Origin of the sequence: Xanthomonas axonopodis (assembly GCF_001304695.1) — a bacterium.
Classification (GTDB): domain Bacteria; phylum Pseudomonadota; class Gammaproteobacteria; order Xanthomonadales; family Xanthomonadaceae; genus Xanthomonas; species Xanthomonas axonopodis.
Genome location: NZ_JFAQ01000038.1, coordinates 1 through 17536 on the forward strand (window position 1 = coordinate 1; position 17536 = coordinate 17536).

At 66.6% G+C, this 17536-nt stretch carries 6 protein-coding genes and 2 pseudogenes; 2 read left to right on the forward strand and 6 right to left on the reverse strand.

Going from position 1 to position 17536, the window contains the following annotated elements; translation table 11 throughout:
* Window positions 1-187 precede the first annotated feature (187 nt).
* The 3 genes and pseudogenes from XAXN_RS03980 to ptsP form a co-directional block, all read right to left on the reverse strand.
* Window positions 188-1936 carry a PTS fructose transporter subunit IIC gene (locus XAXN_RS03980; RefSeq protein ID WP_054318587.1) on the reverse strand — a complete coding sequence of 583 codons (1749 nt, stop codon included), beginning with the start codon at window positions 1934-1936 and terminating at the stop codon, window positions 188-190.
* A 154-nt stretch (window positions 1937-2090) separates the two neighbouring features.
* Window positions 2091-3047, reverse strand: coding sequence for a 1-phosphofructokinase (pfkB, locus tag XAXN_RS03985; RefSeq protein WP_054318588.1), 957 nt, complete (start codon window positions 3045-3047; stop codon window positions 2091-2093).
* Window positions 3044-5561: pseudogene (gene ptsP, locus XAXN_RS03990) on the reverse strand (phosphoenolpyruvate--protein phosphotransferase). The gene pfkB and the pseudogene ptsP overlap by 4 nt, the downstream one beginning before the upstream one ends.
* A gap of 161 nt (window positions 5562-5722) precedes the next feature.
* On the opposite strand from ptsP, the gene XAXN_RS03995 reads away from it, so the two are divergent.
* Window positions 5723-6721 (forward strand): LacI family DNA-binding transcriptional regulator, encoded by a 999-nt coding sequence (locus XAXN_RS03995; protein WP_054318589.1) that lies wholly within the window; start codon window positions 5723-5725, stop codon window positions 6719-6721.
* Between the two features lie 158 nt (window positions 6722-6879).
* Here XAXN_RS03995 and XAXN_RS04000 read toward each other — a convergent pair whose 3' ends face one another.
* From XAXN_RS04000 to XAXN_RS04010, 3 genes and pseudogenes are all read right to left on the reverse strand, one after another.
* Window positions 6880-10050 (reverse strand): multidrug efflux RND transporter permease subunit, encoded by a 3171-nt coding sequence (locus tag XAXN_RS04000; RefSeq protein ID WP_054318590.1) that lies wholly within the window; start codon window positions 10048-10050, stop codon window positions 6880-6882.
* A gap of 12 nt (window positions 10051-10062) precedes the next feature.
* Complete coding sequence (locus XAXN_RS04005; protein WP_054318591.1) at window positions 10063-11367, reverse strand: efflux RND transporter periplasmic adaptor subunit; 1305 nt, start codon at window positions 11365-11367, stop codon at window positions 10063-10065.
* Window positions 11368-11381: 14 nt separating this feature from the next.
* Window positions 11382-12042 (reverse strand): annotated as a pseudogene (locus XAXN_RS04010) (TetR/AcrR family transcriptional regulator).
* Window positions 12043-12320: 278 nt separating this feature from the next.
* On the opposite strand from XAXN_RS04010, the gene XAXN_RS04015 reads away from it, so the two are divergent.
* Window positions 12321-17330, forward strand: a complete 5010-nt coding sequence (locus XAXN_RS04015) for an NAD-glutamate dehydrogenase (RefSeq protein ID WP_054318592.1) — start codon at window positions 12321-12323, stop codon at window positions 17328-17330.
* Window positions 17331-17536 lie beyond the last annotated feature (206 nt).

Below are 17536 nucleotides of genomic sequence, written 5' to 3' on the forward strand. Positions count from 1 at the left end.
GGGCGAGAGCGGTCATGGCAGGACTCCGGACAAAAGGGCGTGGCCGTGGTGGCGAACGCGACAGCAGGTGGGTGGGTAGGCCGCTGGCGGCGCATCTAGGTGCGCGCAGCGGTGAAGCAGGTCAGGGGCGCACGGGAGAACTCAGGCGCGTCGGGTGCGGCGGTAGGTCCGTGCCGCCTTGGGGGCCTCAGGCGACGACGTCGGTCACCGGTTTCTTGAGCAGGCGCAGCGCGATGGCCGTGACCACCACGCCGACCACCAGGGCCAGCACGTAGTTGAGCAGGTGGGTGACTGCGTTGGGGATCAGCAGCACGAAGATGCCACCGTGGGGCGCCTTCAATTCTGCACCGGCAGTCATCGAGATTGCGCCCGCCACGGCCGAGCCGATCACCAGCGCCGGGATGGTGCGCAACGGGTCGCGCGCGGCGTACGGGATGGCGCCCTCGGTCACGAAGGCCAGCCCGAGCACGCCGGCGGCAGTGGCCGAGCCGCGTTCTTCGGCAGTGAAGCGGTTGCGGAACACCCAGGTCGCCAGCGCGATGCCCAGCGGCGGGGTCATGCCGGCGACCATGGCAGCGGCCATTGGGGTGTAGACCTGGCTGGCGATCAGGCCGGTGGAAAACGCATAGGCCGCTTTGTTGACCGGCCCGCCCATGTCGAAGGCCATCATGCCGCCGAGCAACAGGCCCAGCAGCAACGCGCTGCTGCCCTGCATGCCGCGTAGCCAGGCGGTGAGCCAGGCCAGCAGGTCGGCCACCGGCTGGCCGAACACGTACATCATCGCCAGCCCGACCAGCAGGGTGCCCAGCACCGGCAGAATCAGCACCGGCTTGAGGCCTTCCAGGTTGCGCGGCAGGCGGATGTAGCGGTTGAGCGCAGCCACGCCGTAGCCGGCGATGAAGCCGGCAATGATCCCGCCGAGGAAGCCGGCATTGAGATTGGCCGCGACCAGCCCGCCGATCATGCCGGGCGCGATGCCGGGGCGGTCGGCGATGGAGTAGGCGATGTAACCGGCCAGAGCCGGCACCATCAGGGTGAAGCCGGCCTTGGCGCCAATCTGGAACAGCGACCAGGCCAGCGTGCCCTGGTGCGCATCGTCGCCGGCGTAGATGCCGCCGAGGGCGAATGCCAGCGCAATCAGCAGGCCGCCGGCAGTGACGAACGGCAGCATGAACGAGACGCCGGTCATCAGATGCCTGTAGGCGCCGGTGCGGCTGCTGCCCTTGTTCGTGGTGGCGCTGGCGGCGGTGCCGGTGGCGGTGGCGGACGTGGCGGCGCCGTGCACGCTGGCCTCTGCCAGGGCCTTGTTGATCAGCGCCGGGCCATCGTTGATCGCCGGTTTGGTGCCGCTCTTGAACACACGCTTGCCGCCGAAGCGGGCCAGGTCGACTTCGCGGTCGGCCGCGATGATGACCACCTCTGCCGCATGGATTTCATTGTCGGTGAGCGCGTCTTGCGCACCCACCGAGCCCTGGGTTTCCACCCGCATCTGGTAGCCGAGTTTCTTTGCGGCCTGCTGCAGGCCTTCGGCAGCCATGAAGGTATGCGCGATGCCGGTGGGGCAGGAGGTGATGGCGACGATGCGCTTGCTGCCGTTATCGGTGCCGTTGGGACTGCTGGCGGCGGCCGGGGCGGCGGGTTCGGCCAGTCTGCCGATCGCAGCGGCCGGGTCGTCCAGCACCGCGCCCAGGCTCAGGCGCACCAGTTGCGCATCGCCAAAGCGGGTGGTGTCGGCCTCGGCGTCGCCGACCACCAGGACCTGGGCGGCTGTGCTGGCAAGCTCGCCCGGCAATGCGCCGAGCACACCCTGGTCGCTGCGGATTTCGATCGTCACGCGACGGCCGGCGGCCGTGGCCGCGCGGCGCAGCGCTTCGGCCGCCAGGACGGCTTCGGTACTGCGTTCGCCAGCGGCGATGACCACGATGGAAGAGAACATGGCAAAACTCCTGCTGTGTTGCGGTCGCCGGTGGCACCGGCGGGGAATTTCAAGCGTTATGCGTGGTGGTGACGCGCGCGAGGTCTGCCGCTGCCTGCGACGGTCACACTCCACCAATACCCAGGTGCTGGGATCGCCGGCTGCGAGTGACTGCTCATGACAGCATTTCGATCACGACGTCGGTTGCGGCGCGGCGCACGCCCGCTGGCGTAATCCGGCGCGCGTCGCCGCTTTCCAGCCGGCACATCGAAAACGCCGTGGCCAGCCGTGCGCACTGCTCCAGCGTGGTTGCGGCATCGAGCGATGCGGCGGCCAGACCGGCCACCATCGCATCGCCCGCGCCCACGCTGCTGCCGTGCGCCAGGCGTGGCGGGCGAGCGATCAACCGCTGGTCGCGCTGCACGAACAGGGCGCCTTCGGTGCCCATCGAAATGACCACCAGCTGGATGCCGCGAGCGATCAGTTCGTGTGCGGCGGCGCTGAGTGCGCCGCGATCTTTCAACGGGCGGCCGGTCCAGGCTGCCAGTTCGTCGCGATTGGGTTTGACTGCGTACGGCAGTGCCGCGCGCGCGGCATCCAGCGCTCTCACCAGCGGCATGCCGCTGGTGTCCAGCAACACGCGCGCACCGGCAGCGCTGGCCTGGGCCTGTAATTGCGCCCAGCTGTCGTCCGGCAGCCCGGACGGCAAGCTGCCCGACAGCACCACCGCCAGGCCGGGGCGCAGCAGCGGGTCCAGATGATCGGCCACGCCTTGCAGATGCGGCTGCCCCAAGCGCAGGCCGGGCAGGTTGATGTCGGTGGTGTCGTTGCTGCGCGCGTCGACCAGCTTGAGATTGGTGCGGGTGTCGCCGGCCACGCGCTGGCAGTGATCGGTGATGCCGCGTTCGCGGAACAGGGCTTCGAACACGCCGGGATTGCCGACCCCGAGCACGCCCAGCGCGGCGACCTGGCTGCCCCAGTCGGCCAGGCACGCGGCCACATTGATCCCTTTGCCGCCGGCATCGTTGCGTACGCTGCTGGCGCGGTGCACGGCGCCCGGTTGCAGGTGTTCCAGCTGGATGGTCTGGTCGATCGCCGGATTCAGCGTGACGGTGATGGCTTGCAGGCTCATGCCTTGTCCTCGCGCTTGGCTTCCAATGCGCGCACCTGTTCGGCGGTTTCGCAGGTCAGCGCCTGTTCGGCGAGCTGTTGCAGCTGGCTCAACGCGGCGCCACGCAGGCGTGCCTTGACCGCCGGGATGTCGTTGGGCGTCATCGACAATTCCTGCACGCCCAGGCCGGCCAGCAGGCTGGCGCCGAACGCGTCGCCGGCCAGACCGCCGCACACACCGACCCAGCGGTCGTGCTTGCGCGCGCCTTCAATGGTGCTGCGGATCATGCGCAGCACCGCCGGGTGCAGGCTGTCGGCTTCGGCGGCCAGTTCCGGGTTCTGGCGGTCGATCGCCATCACGTATTGGGTGAGGTCGTTGGTGCCGATCGAGAAGAAGTCTGCGTGGCGCGCCAGTACATCGGCCTGGACGGCGGCGGCCGGCACTTCGATCATGATGCCGATCGGTACTTCCGGTGCGTCGAGGTCGGCACGGATCCGTGCGCAGATCTCACGTAGCGCGATCAGCTCCGGCACCGAGGTGATCATCGGGAACATGATCGACAGCCGCGCACCGTCCTTGGCGGCGCGATACAGCGCACGCAGTTGCGGCTCCAGCAGGTCGGGCCGACGCAGCAGCAGGCGCGCGCCGCGCACGCCCAGGAACGGGTTTTCTTCGTGCGGCAATTCCAGGTGCGCCACCTGCTTGTCGCCGCCGATATCCAGCGCACGCACGATCAACGGCCGGCCATCCAGCGCCTGCGCCATGGCCAGGTAGGTGGCGTGTTGTTCGTCTTCGCTGGGGGTGCGGCCGCTTTCCAGGAACAGGAATTCGGTGCGCATCAGGCCGACGCCCTCGGCCCCCTGGGTCAGTGCCATCGCGACCTGGTCGGGCAGATTGACGTTGGCACCGATGTCGATGTGATGACCGTCGGTGGTTTCCGCTGGCAACGCGCGCTGCGCGGCTTCGCGCTCGCGGATGGCCTGCTGCTCGGCGATATGGGTGCGAGCCGCGTCCAGATCCTGCGCGGACGGATCGATGTACAGCCGCCCGCTGCTGCCGTCGATGATGGCGGTGACGCCGTCTTCGATGTCCAGCAGTTGGCCACCGGCTGCGACCAGCGCCGGCAGGCCGAGCGTGCGCGAGAGGATGGCAGTGTGCGAGGTCGGGCCGCCCTGCGCGGTGGCCAGGCCGAGCACGCGCGCGGTGTCCAGGTTGGCGGTGTCCGAGGGCGACAGGTCGTTGGCGAGCAGGATGCACGGCTGCTCGGGCAGGTCGGTGAGACCGGCCGCCGGCGGCGGCCGGGTCGAGCTGGGCCAGCACGCGGCGGCCGACATCGCGCAGGTCGGCCGCGCGGCCGGCCAGCACCGGGTTGCCGAGTGCGGCCAGGCCGGAGGCCATCTGTTCCATTGCCTGGTGCCACGACCACGCTACGCCGTGGCCTTCGACCATCAGCTGGCAGGTGCGGGTGATCAGGTCGGTATCGTTGAGCAGTTCGGCCTGGGCCTTGAAGATGGCCGCGTCCGAGGCGCCGAGTCGGCGCTGGGTGTCGTCCTGGATCGCCGCGAGCTGCTGGCGGGTGCGGGTCAGTGCGTCGTGCAGCAATGCGCCGCCATCGCCCAGGCCCACCGGTTGGTCGGCCACCTCGGTTTGCGCGGCACGCAGGCGATGCACGATGCCGATCGCCACGCCCGGGCTGGCGCCGATGCCGACAATGGCCGGCTGCGCCTGTGGCGGCGTCCAGCCGGCCACCGGGGCGGCGCGACGTTGCGCGGCGCGCTCGTCATCGGCCTTTTCCTGCGCGGTGAGGCTGTCCATGACCGCGTGCAGGCGCTTGAGCAGCTCTGCCGCGTCGCTGCCCTCGGCCGAGACGGTGATGCTGTCGCCGGCGCGCAGGCCCAACTGCAGCAGGCCGACCAGGCTCTTGGCATCGGCGGCCTGGTCGCCGGCACGCACCCGCGCACGTGCCGAGAGGCCGCGCGCGGTCTCGGCCCAGCGGGTCGCCGGGCGCGCATGCAGGCCGCTGGGGTAGGCAATTGTCCACTCGAATCTTTCGGCCAGGTCGGTGGCCGGCGCAGCGCTGGTGTCGGGCGCGCGGTCGCCGGTGAGTGCGGCGACGATGACGCCGGGGTCGTCGGTGCTGAACAGCGCGTCCAGCTGCGCCGGATCCTGGATCAACCGGGTCAGCCGGCGCAGCAAGGTGATGTGGGTGTCCGATTGTGCGGCGATGCCGACCACCAGCCGGGTGATCTGGCCGGGGTTCCACTCCACGCCTTCGGGCAGCTGCAGCACCGCGATGCCGTCGCGACGCACCAGGTGGCGGTCTTCGCCGACCCCGTGCGGGATGGCCAGGCCGTGGCCCAGGAAGGTATTGGCCAGGCCTTCGCGCCGCCGCATGCTGGCGTCGTAGCCCGGTGCGACGCAGCCGGCCGCGACCAGCAACTGGGCGGCCTGGGCAATGGCGTCGTCCTTGTCACGGGCGGAAGCGCGCAGGCGCACCAGATCGGGGGTGACGGGGGCGGGCGACGGAGAGGACAAGACGGGCTCCGGATGAGGTCGGGCTGGGAAGTATAGTGGGAACGTTCCCACGATCCAGGTCAATGTGCGGTGCACAAAAACGCTGTAGTGCTTTCGGGTTAGCATCAGCGCCGACACCGCGCCTGGGTCAAGGTGCGCAAAATGGAGCGGGAACGGTCCCAGTGAGTATCAGCATCAATGACGTGGCCCGCGTGGCCGGCGTGTCCAAGTCCACGGTGTCGCGCGCGCTGGGCAGCGGCCCGGTCAGCGACGAGGTGCGTGCCAAGGTGGAAGCGGCGGTGCGCCAGATCGGCTATCGCCCCAACCTGATGGCGCGTCGGCTGCGCTCGCAGCAGTCCGGCATCCTGGGGGTGATCGTGGCCGACATCCGCAACCCGTACTTCACGGCGCTGATTCGTGCGGTGGAAGAGGTCGCCTACCGTTCCGGTATGCGCGTGACCCTGTGCAATACCGATGAAGATCCCGAACGCGAGGCGCTGTACCTGGAGCTGATGCAGGAAGAACGCATCACCGGGCTGATCTTCGCCCCGACCCGGGTCACGGTGGGGCGCATGCACGAGTTGGCGCTGGATTACCCCACAGTGCTGGTGGACCGCGCCGGCCCCGGCAGCCGCTACGACAGCGTGGTGCTGGACAACGGCGCGGCCATGGCCGAGCTGGTGGCACATCTGCAGGCGCAGGGCTACCGGCGCATCGGCGGGCTGTTCGGCAGTACCAGCACCACCGCGGCCGAGCGCCGCGACGGATATCTGGCCGCGATGCGCGCGCAGGGGCTGCAGCCGGATTACCGCGAAATGGCACCCACCGCGGAGGCGGCGATTGCCGAGTTGGGTACATGGCTGGCCAGCGACGAGCGGCCCGAGGCCATCGTCACCAGTAACAGCCTGCTGCTGATGGGCGCACTGAAGGCCGCACGCACCGCCGGCCTGCGCCTGCCGCAGGATCTGGCCCTGGCCGGGTTCGACAACGAGCGCTGGACCGATCTGGTCGAACCGGGCATCACCGTGGTCGAACAGCCGGTGGAAGATATGGGGCGCGCGGCGATGTCGCTGCTGCTGGAACGGCTAAGCAATCCGCAATTGCCGATCCGCCGCATGGTCATGACCGGGCGTTGCGTGGTGCGTGGTTCGACCGGCGCGCGTGCGTCGGGCGTGGTGTAGAGCTGTAGCGGGTTCTGTTGGGTGGGATGGGGTTCACGGTGGTGCATTCGCGCCCGGGTGCGCTCCTGCGCGGGGCGGATTTCGCTACGGTTTTCACCGATGTTGCATAAAAAAGCCCCGGCATTGCCGGGGCTTTTGATCTGCATCCACTGCCTGACTCAGCGATCCGGGCGGTGGGTTCCACCGTCGTTCTGCACGGCCAGATATTCCTTGGACTGCTCGTCCAGCTTGTCGCCCAGCATGCGGCGCACCACCACGAAAAACAGCGGGATGAAGATCACGCCGAGCATGGTGGCGAACACCATGCCGCCGATCACGCCGGTACCGATGGAGTGACGCGAGTTGGCGCCGGCACCGGTGGAGATGGCCAGCGGCAACACGCCCAGGATGAACGCGAACGAGGTCATCAGGATCGGGCGGAAGCGCAGGTGCGCCGCTTCCAATGTCGCTTCGCGCAGGGTCTTGCCCGCCGCACGCTGCTCCACTGCGAATTCCACGATCAGGATCGCGTTCTTCGCCGCCAGACCAATCACCGTGATCATGCCGATCTTGAAGTACAGATCGTTCGGCAAGCCGCGCAGCATCGAGAAGGTGATCGCGCCCAGCACGCCGATCGGCACCACCAGCAGCACTGCCACCGGAATCGACCAGCTTTCGTACAGCGCTGCCAGGCACAGGAACACCACCACCACCGACAACGCCAGCAACAGCGTGGCCGCATTACCGGCGATGATTTCCTGGTACGACATGCCGCTCCAGTCGAAACCGAAGCCCGGCGGCAGATTGTTGTTGACGATATCTTCCATCGCCGCCATCGCCTGGCCGGAACTGCCGCCCTGCGCTGGGTTACCGACGATTTCGACCGCCGAATAGCCGTTGTAGCGGTTCAATGCGGGCGAGGCATAGGTCCACTCGGCCTTGACCACATTGCTCAACGGGATCATCGCCGGCTGGCCGTCGGTGCCGGTGGCCGTACTGCTGGGGCTGAAGAAGTTGCGCAGCGATTCCGGGCCGGTGCGATACGGATCGTCGGCACGCATGTTGACGCGCTTGATGCGGCCCTCGGCGAAGTAGTCGTTGACGTATACCGGCGCCAGCATCAGCTGGATCGAGCTATAGATGTCGCTGACATCCAGGCCCATCGACTGCGCCTGGACGCGGTCCACGTGCAACTGCAACTGCGGCGAGTTTTCCAGTCCGTTCGGGCGCACGCCGACCAGCGCGTCCTGCTTCTCCGTGGCCTTGCCGAGCACGATGTTGCGCGCATTGATCAGCGCCTCCTGGCCGGCAGCGGAACGGTCCTGCAGCCATATGTCGAAGCCACCGAACTGGCCCAAGCCCTGCACGGTGGGCAGGTTCACCACGAAGATCTGCGCGCCCTTGATGCCATAGAAGGCGCCATTGAGTTGCTGGATCAACTGCTCGGCTGTGACGTCGCGTTCTTCCCACGGCTTGAGCCGGATGAAGCCCATACCGACGTTTTCGCCCGAGCCCAGGAAGCTGAAGCCGGCGATCTGCAGCATGCCTTCCACGGCCGGCTGCTTCTCCAGCACCGCACGCATCTGCGCGAACGCTTCGTTGGTACGGATCTTGGTCGCGCCCGGCGGCAGCTGCACGATGGCCACCGCAAAGCCCTGGTCTTCTTCCGGCAGGAAGCTGCCCGGCATCCGCGTAAACAGCAAGCCGCACAGCACCACCAGCGCCACGAACGCAATCATCCACGGCGGCGAGCGCTTGAGGGTATGGCCGACTACGCCGACATAGCGATGCGCCAACTTGTCGTAGTACTTGTCGAAGGTGCGGTAGACCCAGTTCTTCTTGGTCGAGTGGGTCGACTTGAGGAATGCGCCGCACAAGGCCGGGGTGAAGCTCAGCGCCAGGAACGCGGAGAACCCCATCGACATGGCGATGGTCAGCGCGAACTGCTTGTAGATCGCGCCCGAGGCGCCAGGCTGCAGCGAGGAGGGGATGAACACCGCTGCCAGCACCACGGTGATGGCCACCACCGCGCCGGTGATCTGGGTCATCGCCTTCTGGGTGGCCGCCTTGGTCTCCAGGTGCTCCTCGCTCATGATGCGTTCGACGTTCTCGATCACCACGATCGCATCGTCCACCACGATGCCGATCGCCAGCACCATCGCAAACAGCGTCAGCTGGTTGATGGTGAAGCCGATCATGTACATGCCGAAGAACGTGCCCAGCAACGCGACCGGAATCACCAGCGTGGGAATCACGGTGGCGCGGAAGTTCTGCAGGAACAGCAGCATCACCAGGAACACCAGCACGATGGCTTCCACCAGCGTGTGGATCACTTCCTCAATGGAGATGCGCACGAAGGTGGTCGATTCGTACGGCGCAAACCAGGTCACGCCCTGCGGGAAGGTCGGCTGCAGTTCGTCGAGCTTGGCGCCGACCGCCTCGGAGACATTCAACGCGTTGGCGCCCGGCAACAGCTGGATACCGAAGGCACCGGTGGGCTTGCCGTTGTACTGGGTGTCGAAGCCGTAATTGCTCGGCCCCACGGTCACGCGGGCAACGTCCTTCAAGCGCACCGTGGCGCCGTTGTTGTCGGTCCGCAGGATGATGTTTTCGAACTGCTCGGGTGAGCTGAAGCGGCCTTCCGCCGACACCGTGGCGGTGAAGCTGATGCCTTCCGGGGTTGGGTCGGCGCCCACCGAACCGGCGGCGAACTGCACGTTCTGGTTACGCACCGCAGTCAGCACCTGGGTCGCCGACAGGTTGTAGCCCTGCAGTTTCTCCGGGTTCAACCAGATGTTCATTGCGTACTCGGCGCCGAACTGGTTGGTGCTGCCCACACCGGGCACGCGCGAGATCTGCTCGAGCACGCGCGAACCGACGATATCGTTGAGCGCGTCGCGGTCGATCGACGGGTTGTCAGAGCGCAGCGCGGCCACCATCAGGAAGCCGGCGTTGGCCTTGGCCACCACCACGCCTTGCTGGGTCACTTCCGACGGCAGACGCGGCGTGGCCAGCGACACCTTGTTCTGCACCTGCACCTGCGCGATATCCGCGTCGGTGCCGGTTTCGAAGGTCAGCGTAATGGTCACGCGGCCGTTGGCGGCCGAGGACGAGTTGAAGTACAGCAGGTGGTCGATGCCGGTGAGCTGCTGTTCGATGACCTGGGTCACCGCCTTTTCGGCGGTGTCGGCGCTGGCGCCGGGAAAGTTGGCGGTGACGGTGACCTGCGGCGGGGCGATCGTCGGGTACGACTCGATACCCAGGTTCAGGATCGAGATCACGCCCGCAAGCGAGATCAGGATCGCCACCACCCACGCAAAGACCGGGTGTTCGATAAAAAACTTAGGCATGTCCGGGTTCCGTCACTGCTGCTTGGACTGGGAGTCGGCCGGTTGCGCGGCCGCATCCCGCTTGGGCTGTTGCTGGGCGGCCGGCGCCGCTGCATCGGCCTTGTCGGCGGACGGTGCGGCTTGCGCGTCGCCGCCCTGTGCCGCGGCAGGCGCCGCGCCCGGTGCGCCGGGCTGGCCGCCTTGTGCCGGCTTGTTCGGATCCCACGGCACGCCCTTGGCCGGCTGCCCTTCCTTGGCCTTCTGCACGCCATCGACGATGACCTGGTCGCCCGGGGTCATGCCGCCGGTCACGATCCACTGGCCCTTCTGCTGGCCGTCGACGGTCAGGTTCTTGCGGACCACCTTGCCGTCCTTGCCCAGCACCAGGGCGTAGGGTCCGGTGGCATCGCGCTGCACCGCCTGCTGCGGCAGCAGATAGGCATTGTTGCGCTGGCCCAGGCTGGCCTTGAAGGTCACGAACGCGCCCGGTAGCAGCGATTGTTCGGGGTTGGGCAGGGTCGCGCGCAGCGATACCGCACCGGTGCTCGGGTCCACCGTTACCGCAGACACGTCCAGCGTGCCGGGGTGCTGGTACTGCGTGCCGTTGCCCAGCTCCACGTTGATGGAGGACTTGCCGTCGCCGCTCAGCTGCACGTTGCCGCTGCTCTGCGCCTGACGCAGGGCAGCCAGCTCTTCGCTGCTCATGGCGAAGTTCACGTACAGCGGGTCGATCTGGTCGACGGTGGTCAGCAGGGTGGCTTCACCGGCACCGACCAACGCGCCTTCGGTCACGCGCTGGATACCGGCGCGGCCGGTGATCGGCGAGGTCACGGTGGCGAAGCCGAGCTGGATGCGCGCGGCTTCAACGGCCCCGCGCGCCTGTTGCACGTTGGCACCGGACGACCGCTCGTTGGCTTCGGCGGTGTCGATGTCGGCACGCGAGACGTACTGCTGCGGCGCCAGGCTGCGCGCACGCGTGGCGGCGATCTTGGCGTTGGTAAAGGTCGCTTCGGCGGCGGCCAGTTGGCCCTGTGCCTGCAGCAGCGTGGCCTTCAGCTGCGACGGGTCGATCTGGAACAGCGGCTGGCCTTCGGTGACGTTGGCGCCTTCGGTGTAGAGGCGCTTTAGCACCACGCCGTCCACGCGTGCGCGCACATCCGCCGAACGGTACGCCGACAGGCGGCCGACCAGGTCGCGTTCCAGCGGCAGCGTCTGCGGCTTCATCTCCAGTACCGACACTTCCGGCGGCGGCGCCTGCTGTTGTTCGGGCTTGCTGCAGGCAGCCAGCGCCACGGTGATGGCACAGGCCAGGCCGAATGTGCGGAGCGGGGCAATCATCAGGAGGAACTCCGTTAGGGTCTTGAAGTGAGAAGAGAAGGCGGTGGCGACGTCGGCGCGGCAGCAGCCGGCGCAAACGCACGCAGGAAGGTGTCCACGGCGAACTGCGCCCCTCGCTGCCTGGTGGGAAGGCCGGCGCGATGGGGGACTTGAAACCGTTGGCGGTCGAAATCCAGCCCGACGATCATGCTCGGCAGCAGTTCGGCCATGAAGTGCGGATCGTCATGCCGCAATTGGCCGGCGTCGATCGCCTGTTCGAAGCGATGCGCCAGGCGCTGCTGCATGCCCACCACGCCGTCGTGGAAGATCTGCTGCGACTGGTCGGGAAACCGGTGCGACTCGGCTTCGACCAGACGGCAGGTCTGTAGCACATCGGGGTTGTTCAAACGGTCAAGATGGGCCAGGGCGAAGGCCAGCAGATCTGCGCGGAGATCGCCCGAGACCGTGCCCAGCGGCCCGGCCGCCAGGTGCACGTGGTCCTGCAGCACATCGCGCAGCAGGTTTTCCTTGCAGCCGTAGTTAGCTGTACAGGGTCTGCTTGGAACAGCCTGCCCGCTCGGCCACCGCATCCATGCTCAGCCGCATGCCGCGCTCGGCAAGCAGCGCATGCACGGCCGCATGGATGCGACGGTCGCAGTCCGAACGCCGGGCAGCATGATGGGAACGAGGGGTCATGGTGGTATACTATACCGTTTAGTTTATTTTTTAAACAGGCTTGACGGCCGCGGCGTTGTCTGTGCAACGCCTTGTGTGCCAAGCATTTGGCCGGAATTTGCCGGTTGTGGCGGTCCAGCCTTGGCTTTCCGCGGTCGTATCCTGATCCTTACATAGATGTAGCGCTTTTGCGTGCCGCCAGGGGCCATCGCGGGCCGCACATTTGCGCTATGCAGCAAGGCGTCGTCACCGCGCCCCGGTACAATTCAGGTTTTCCACCGAGCATTCCAGCTCTACTCATGACAGCCAAGAAAGCCGCTTCGAAATCGTCCACGACGTCGGTCAAACCGGTCGCCGAACGTGCCGTCCCCGTGCTTGCCACCGAACCGCAGGCGGTGACCCTCGAACCGGTGTTCGCCGCATTGCGCAAGCGCTACCCGGCCGCCCGTCAGGCCGAAGTCCAGGTGTTCGCCGCCGACTTCTACCGGCGCATGGAGGAAGACGAGTTCCCGAACCATCCGCCCGAGCAGTGGGCGGCGCTGGCATCGGACATGCTGGAGTTCGCGCGCGCGCGCAAGGCCGGCACGGTCAACGTGCGGGTGTTCAACCCGACTTTGAAGAGCCATGGCTACGAGTCGCCGCATACCCTGCTGCAGATCGTCAACGACGATATGCCGTTCCTGGTGGACTCGGTCAGCCTGACCCTGGCCGACCTGGGCGTTGGCGTGCACGTGCTGGGCCACCCGGTGCTGCGCATTGCGCGCGACAAGGCCGGCAAGCTCACCGCATTGGGCGAGGGCAAGAGCGAATCGCTGATGGTGTTGGAGATCGACCGTCAGCCGCCGGAAGAAATGCCCAAGCTGGAAGCGGCAGTGCGCAAGGTGCTGGCCGAGGTGCGCGCCATCGTGCAGGACTGGTCGGCGATGCGTGAGCGCATGTTCATGCTGGCCGACGATCTGGCGACCCGCCGCCTGCCGATCGACGACATCAGCCGGCATGAGGCGCAGGAGTTCCTGCGTTGGGCCGCGGCCGACCACTTCACCTTCTTCGGCTACCGCGAGTATCGGGTGGAAAAGCAGGATGGCCAGGACGTGCTGGCGCCGCTGGAAGAGACCGGCCTGGGCCTGCTGCGCGGGCGCGACACCTCGCCGGCGCGTCCGGTGACCACGCTGGCCGCGCACGGGCTGAATGCCTCGTCCAAGCTCAAGGATGCGTTGATCCTGACCAAGACCAATGCCCGTTCGCGCGTGCATCGGGTCGGTTACATGGATTACATCGGCATCCTGGAATTCGACGCCAAGGGCCGCATCGTCGGCGAGCAGCGCTTCCTGGGCCTGTTCACTTCCAGCGCCTACAACCGCCGCCCCTGGGAAATCCCGTTGGTGCGCCAGCGCCACGAATACGTGATGAGCAAGTCGGAGCTGACCCCGAGCAGCCACAGCGGCAAGGCCCTGCGTCACATCCTGGAAACGCTGCCGCGCGAGGAACTGTTCCAGTCCAACGAAGAGGAACTGTACCGCACCGCGATGGGCATCCTCGGCTTGCAGGAACGCGTGCGTAGCCGGCTGTTCCTGCGCCGCGACAAGTACGGGCATTTCATCTCGGCACTGGTGTATATTCCGCGCGAACGCTTCAACACCGATGTGCGCCTGCGCATCGAAGCCTTGTTGAAGGACGCGCTGCACGGCGAATACATCGACTCCAGCGTGGTGTTGGGCGAATCGCCGCTGGCACAGCTGCACCTGATCGTGCGTCCCAAGAGCGGCGAGGCGCTGGAGTTCAATACCACCGAACTCGAATCGCGGCTGGCGCACCTGCTGCGCAACTGGCGCGATGCACTGCGCGAAGCACTCGTGGCGCGGCATGGCGAGGCCAGTGGCCTGCGCATGGCGGCCAACTTCGGCCGTGCGCTGCCGGCCGGCTATATCGAAGATTCGTCGATCGAATCGGCGGTCTCCGACGTCGAGCATCTCGCCTCGCTGGATGGCCCGGACGATCTGCATCTGAGTCTGCAGGAGATCCGTCGCGACGATGGCATGCGTCTGGACGCGGGCCAAGGCTTGCGCCTGAAGCTGTACCGCCAGCTCGACGATATTCCGCTGTCCGATGCGATGCCGATGATGGAAAACATGGGCTTGCGGGTGATTTCCGAGCGGCCGTATCGGCTGCAGGTCGGCGAAACGCCGGTCTACATCCAGGACTTCGAGGTCGAATCGACGTCCGGCAAGATCAATGCCGCACATGCCGATGCCAGCTTCGGCGAAGCGTTCGAGCGCATCTGGAACGGCGATGCCGAAAACGACGGTTTCAATCGCCTGATCCTGGCGGCCGGCCTGCATTGGCGCCAAGTGGCGCTGCTGCGCGGCTACTGCAAGTACCTGCTGCAGACGGCGGTGCCGTTTTCGCAGGCCTACGTCGAAGCCACCTTCACCCGTTATCCGCTGCTGGCGCGCTTGCTGGTGGAACTGTTCGAGGCGCGCTTCGATCCGTCTACCGGCTCCGAAACCAAGGCGCAGATCTTCGCTGGGCAGGAGCGGCTGCGCGAAGAACTGTCTGCGCTGGCAGGCGGCGACGAGGCCACGCTGAAGGCGCTGGAGCCGGTGCTCGACGCACGCGGCGGCGATCGCAACGCGCAGCAGGACGCCACCCGCGCCGCCTTGCTGAAGCTGATGGATCGCGTCTCCAGCCTGGACGAAGACCGCATCCTGCGCAGTTTCATCGATGTGATCGATGCGACCTTGCGCACCAACTATTACCAGACCGACAAGCACGGCAAGTACGGCCACTGCATCAGCTTCAAGCTGGATTCGGTGCGGGTGCCGGACCTGCCCAAGCCGCGTCCGTACCGCGAAATCTTCGTCTACGGCCCGCGCGTGGAAGGCGTGCACCTGCGCTTTGGCGCAGTAGCGCGTGGCGGCCTGCGCTGGTCTGACCGGCGCGAGGATTTCCGCACCGAGGTGCTGGGCCTGGTCAAGGCGCAGATGGTCAAGAACACCGTCATCGTGCCGGTTGGCGCGAAGGGTGGTTTCTACGTCAAGCGTTCGCCGGTCGGCGGCGATCGCGACGCGATCCAGGCAGAAGGTATCGCCTGCTACAAGCTCTTTATCCAGGGCCTGCTCGACATCACCGACAACATCGTCGGCGGCAAGATCGTGCCGCCGCCGCAGGTGGTGCGTCATGACCAGGACGACCCGTACCTGGTTGTCGCGGCCGACAAGGGCACTGCCACGTTCTCGGATATCGCCAATGGCCTGGCGCTGGATCACGGCTTCTGGCTGGGCGATGCGTTCGCTTCCGGCGGTTCGGTCGGTTACGACCACAAGGGCATGGGCATCACCGCGCGCGGCGCGTGGGAGTCGGTCAAGCGCCACTTCCGCGCAATGGGGCGCGATTGCCAGAGCCAGGACTTCAGCGTGGTCGGCATCGGCGACATGTCCGGCGACGTGTTTGGCAACGGCATGCTGCTCTCAAGGCATATCCGCCTGCTGGCGGCGTTCGATCACCGGCATATCTTCCTCGACCCGTCGCCGGATGCGGCGGCCTCGTTCGCCGAGCGCGAGCGCCTGTTCAAGCTGCCGCGTTCCAGCTGGGCCGACTACGACGCCAAGCTGATCAGCGCCGGCGGCGGCATCTATCCGCGCACGCTCAAGTCGATCGACATCAGCGCGCCGGTGCGCGAGGCGCTGGGGCTTGAGTCCAACGTCAAGCAGCTCTCGCCCAACGCGCTGATGAACGCCATCCTCAAGGCGCCGGTGGACCTGTTCTGGAACGGCGGTATCGGCACCTACGTCAAGGCGTCCAGCGAATCGCATACCGATGTGGGCGACCGCGCCAACAACGGCCTGCGCGTCAATGGCGGCGAACTGCGCTGCAAGGTGGTGGGCGAGGGCGGCAACCTGGGGCTGACCCAGCTCGGCCGCATCGAAGCGGCGCAGACCGGCGTGCTACTCAACACCGACTTCATCGACAACTCGGCCGGCGTGGACACCTCCGATCACGAGGTCAACATCAAGATCCTGCTCAACGACATGGTGCAGGCCAAGAAACTCACCTATGACGCGCGCAACACGCTGCTGGCGTCGATGACCGACGAAGTGGCCGACCTGGTGCTGTGGGACAACTACCGCCAGAACCAGGCCATCAGTCTGATGGAGCGCATGAGCGTCAACCGGCTCGGCTCCAAGCAGCACTTCATCCGCACGCTGGAACTGCAGGGTCTGCTGGACCGGCAGATCGAGTTCCTGCCGTCCGATGCCGAGCTGTCCGCACGCAAGGCGCGTGGGCAGGGGCTGACCCGGCCGGAGCTGTCGGTGCTGTTGTCGTACTCCAAGCTGGTGGCGTTCCAGCAGTTGCTGGAATCGGACATTCCCGAAGACCCGTACCTGTCCAAGGAATTGCAGCGCTACTTCCCGCAGCCGCTGCAGAAGAAGTACGCCGATGCGATGGAGCGTCACCGCCTCAAACGCGAGATCACCGCCACTGCGGTGACCAACACCACCATCAACCGCATGGGCGCCACCTTCCTGATGCGCATGCAGGAAGATACCGGCCGCAGCATCGGCGAGGTGGCCAAGGCCTACACCATCAGCCGCGAAACGCTGGATGCGCGCGCGCTGTGGACACAGATCGATGCGCTGGACGGCAAGGTGCCCGAGTCGGTGCAGATCGACGCGCTGGAAGTGATCTGGCGCCTGCAACGCTCGTTCGTGCGCTGGCTGCTGCTGCGCCCCGGCCAGATGCCCGGCATCACCGCGGCGGTGGAGCGTTACCACTGCCCGTTCAACGACATCCGCGTGGCGTCGGGCGTGCTGTCGGATGCGCAGCGTCCGCAGTACGAAGCCAGCGTGCAGGAGTGGCAGGACAAGGGCCTGACCCCGGCACTGGCGCAGCAGTTGTCCGAGCTGCGTTATCTGGAACCGGCGTTCGACATCATCGAAACCGCGCGCACTCGCAAGCTCAAACCGGTGGAAGTGTCCAAGGTGCACTTCCGCCTGGGCGATGCGCTGCGGCTGCCGTGGCTGTTCGAGCAGATCGACGCGCTGGAGGTCAATGGCCGCTGGCACGCCGTGGCACGTGGCGTGTTGCGCGACGAACTGGCCGCGCAACAGCGCGCCCTGGTCGTCCAGGTGCTGAGCATGTCCGGCAACAGCGCCGAGGACAAGGTGGCTAACTGGATGGCACGCGACGATTCCAGCCTGCGCTTCACCCTGGCCATGCTCGCCGATGTGGCCGAGCAGAAGACCCTGGATTATCCGACCGTGTCGGTGGCGGTGCAGCGGTTGGGCCAGTTGGCTGCGCACGGGATGTAACGTCAGTGTCCGTGGTGGCGAGACGCTGTTTCGCCACCACGGTGACCGCAGCAAGCCGTGTTGCCACTGTTTCTACAAAAAATGCCGCCTCAGCGCGGCTTTTTTTGTACCTGATTAGCCCTATCCCTCAGCCATGAAAGTTGCTTGCCATGCGCAAAACGCGCTCTGGGCAAGGCGTGCAGCGCATCAGCGCCGTCGCCAGTCGC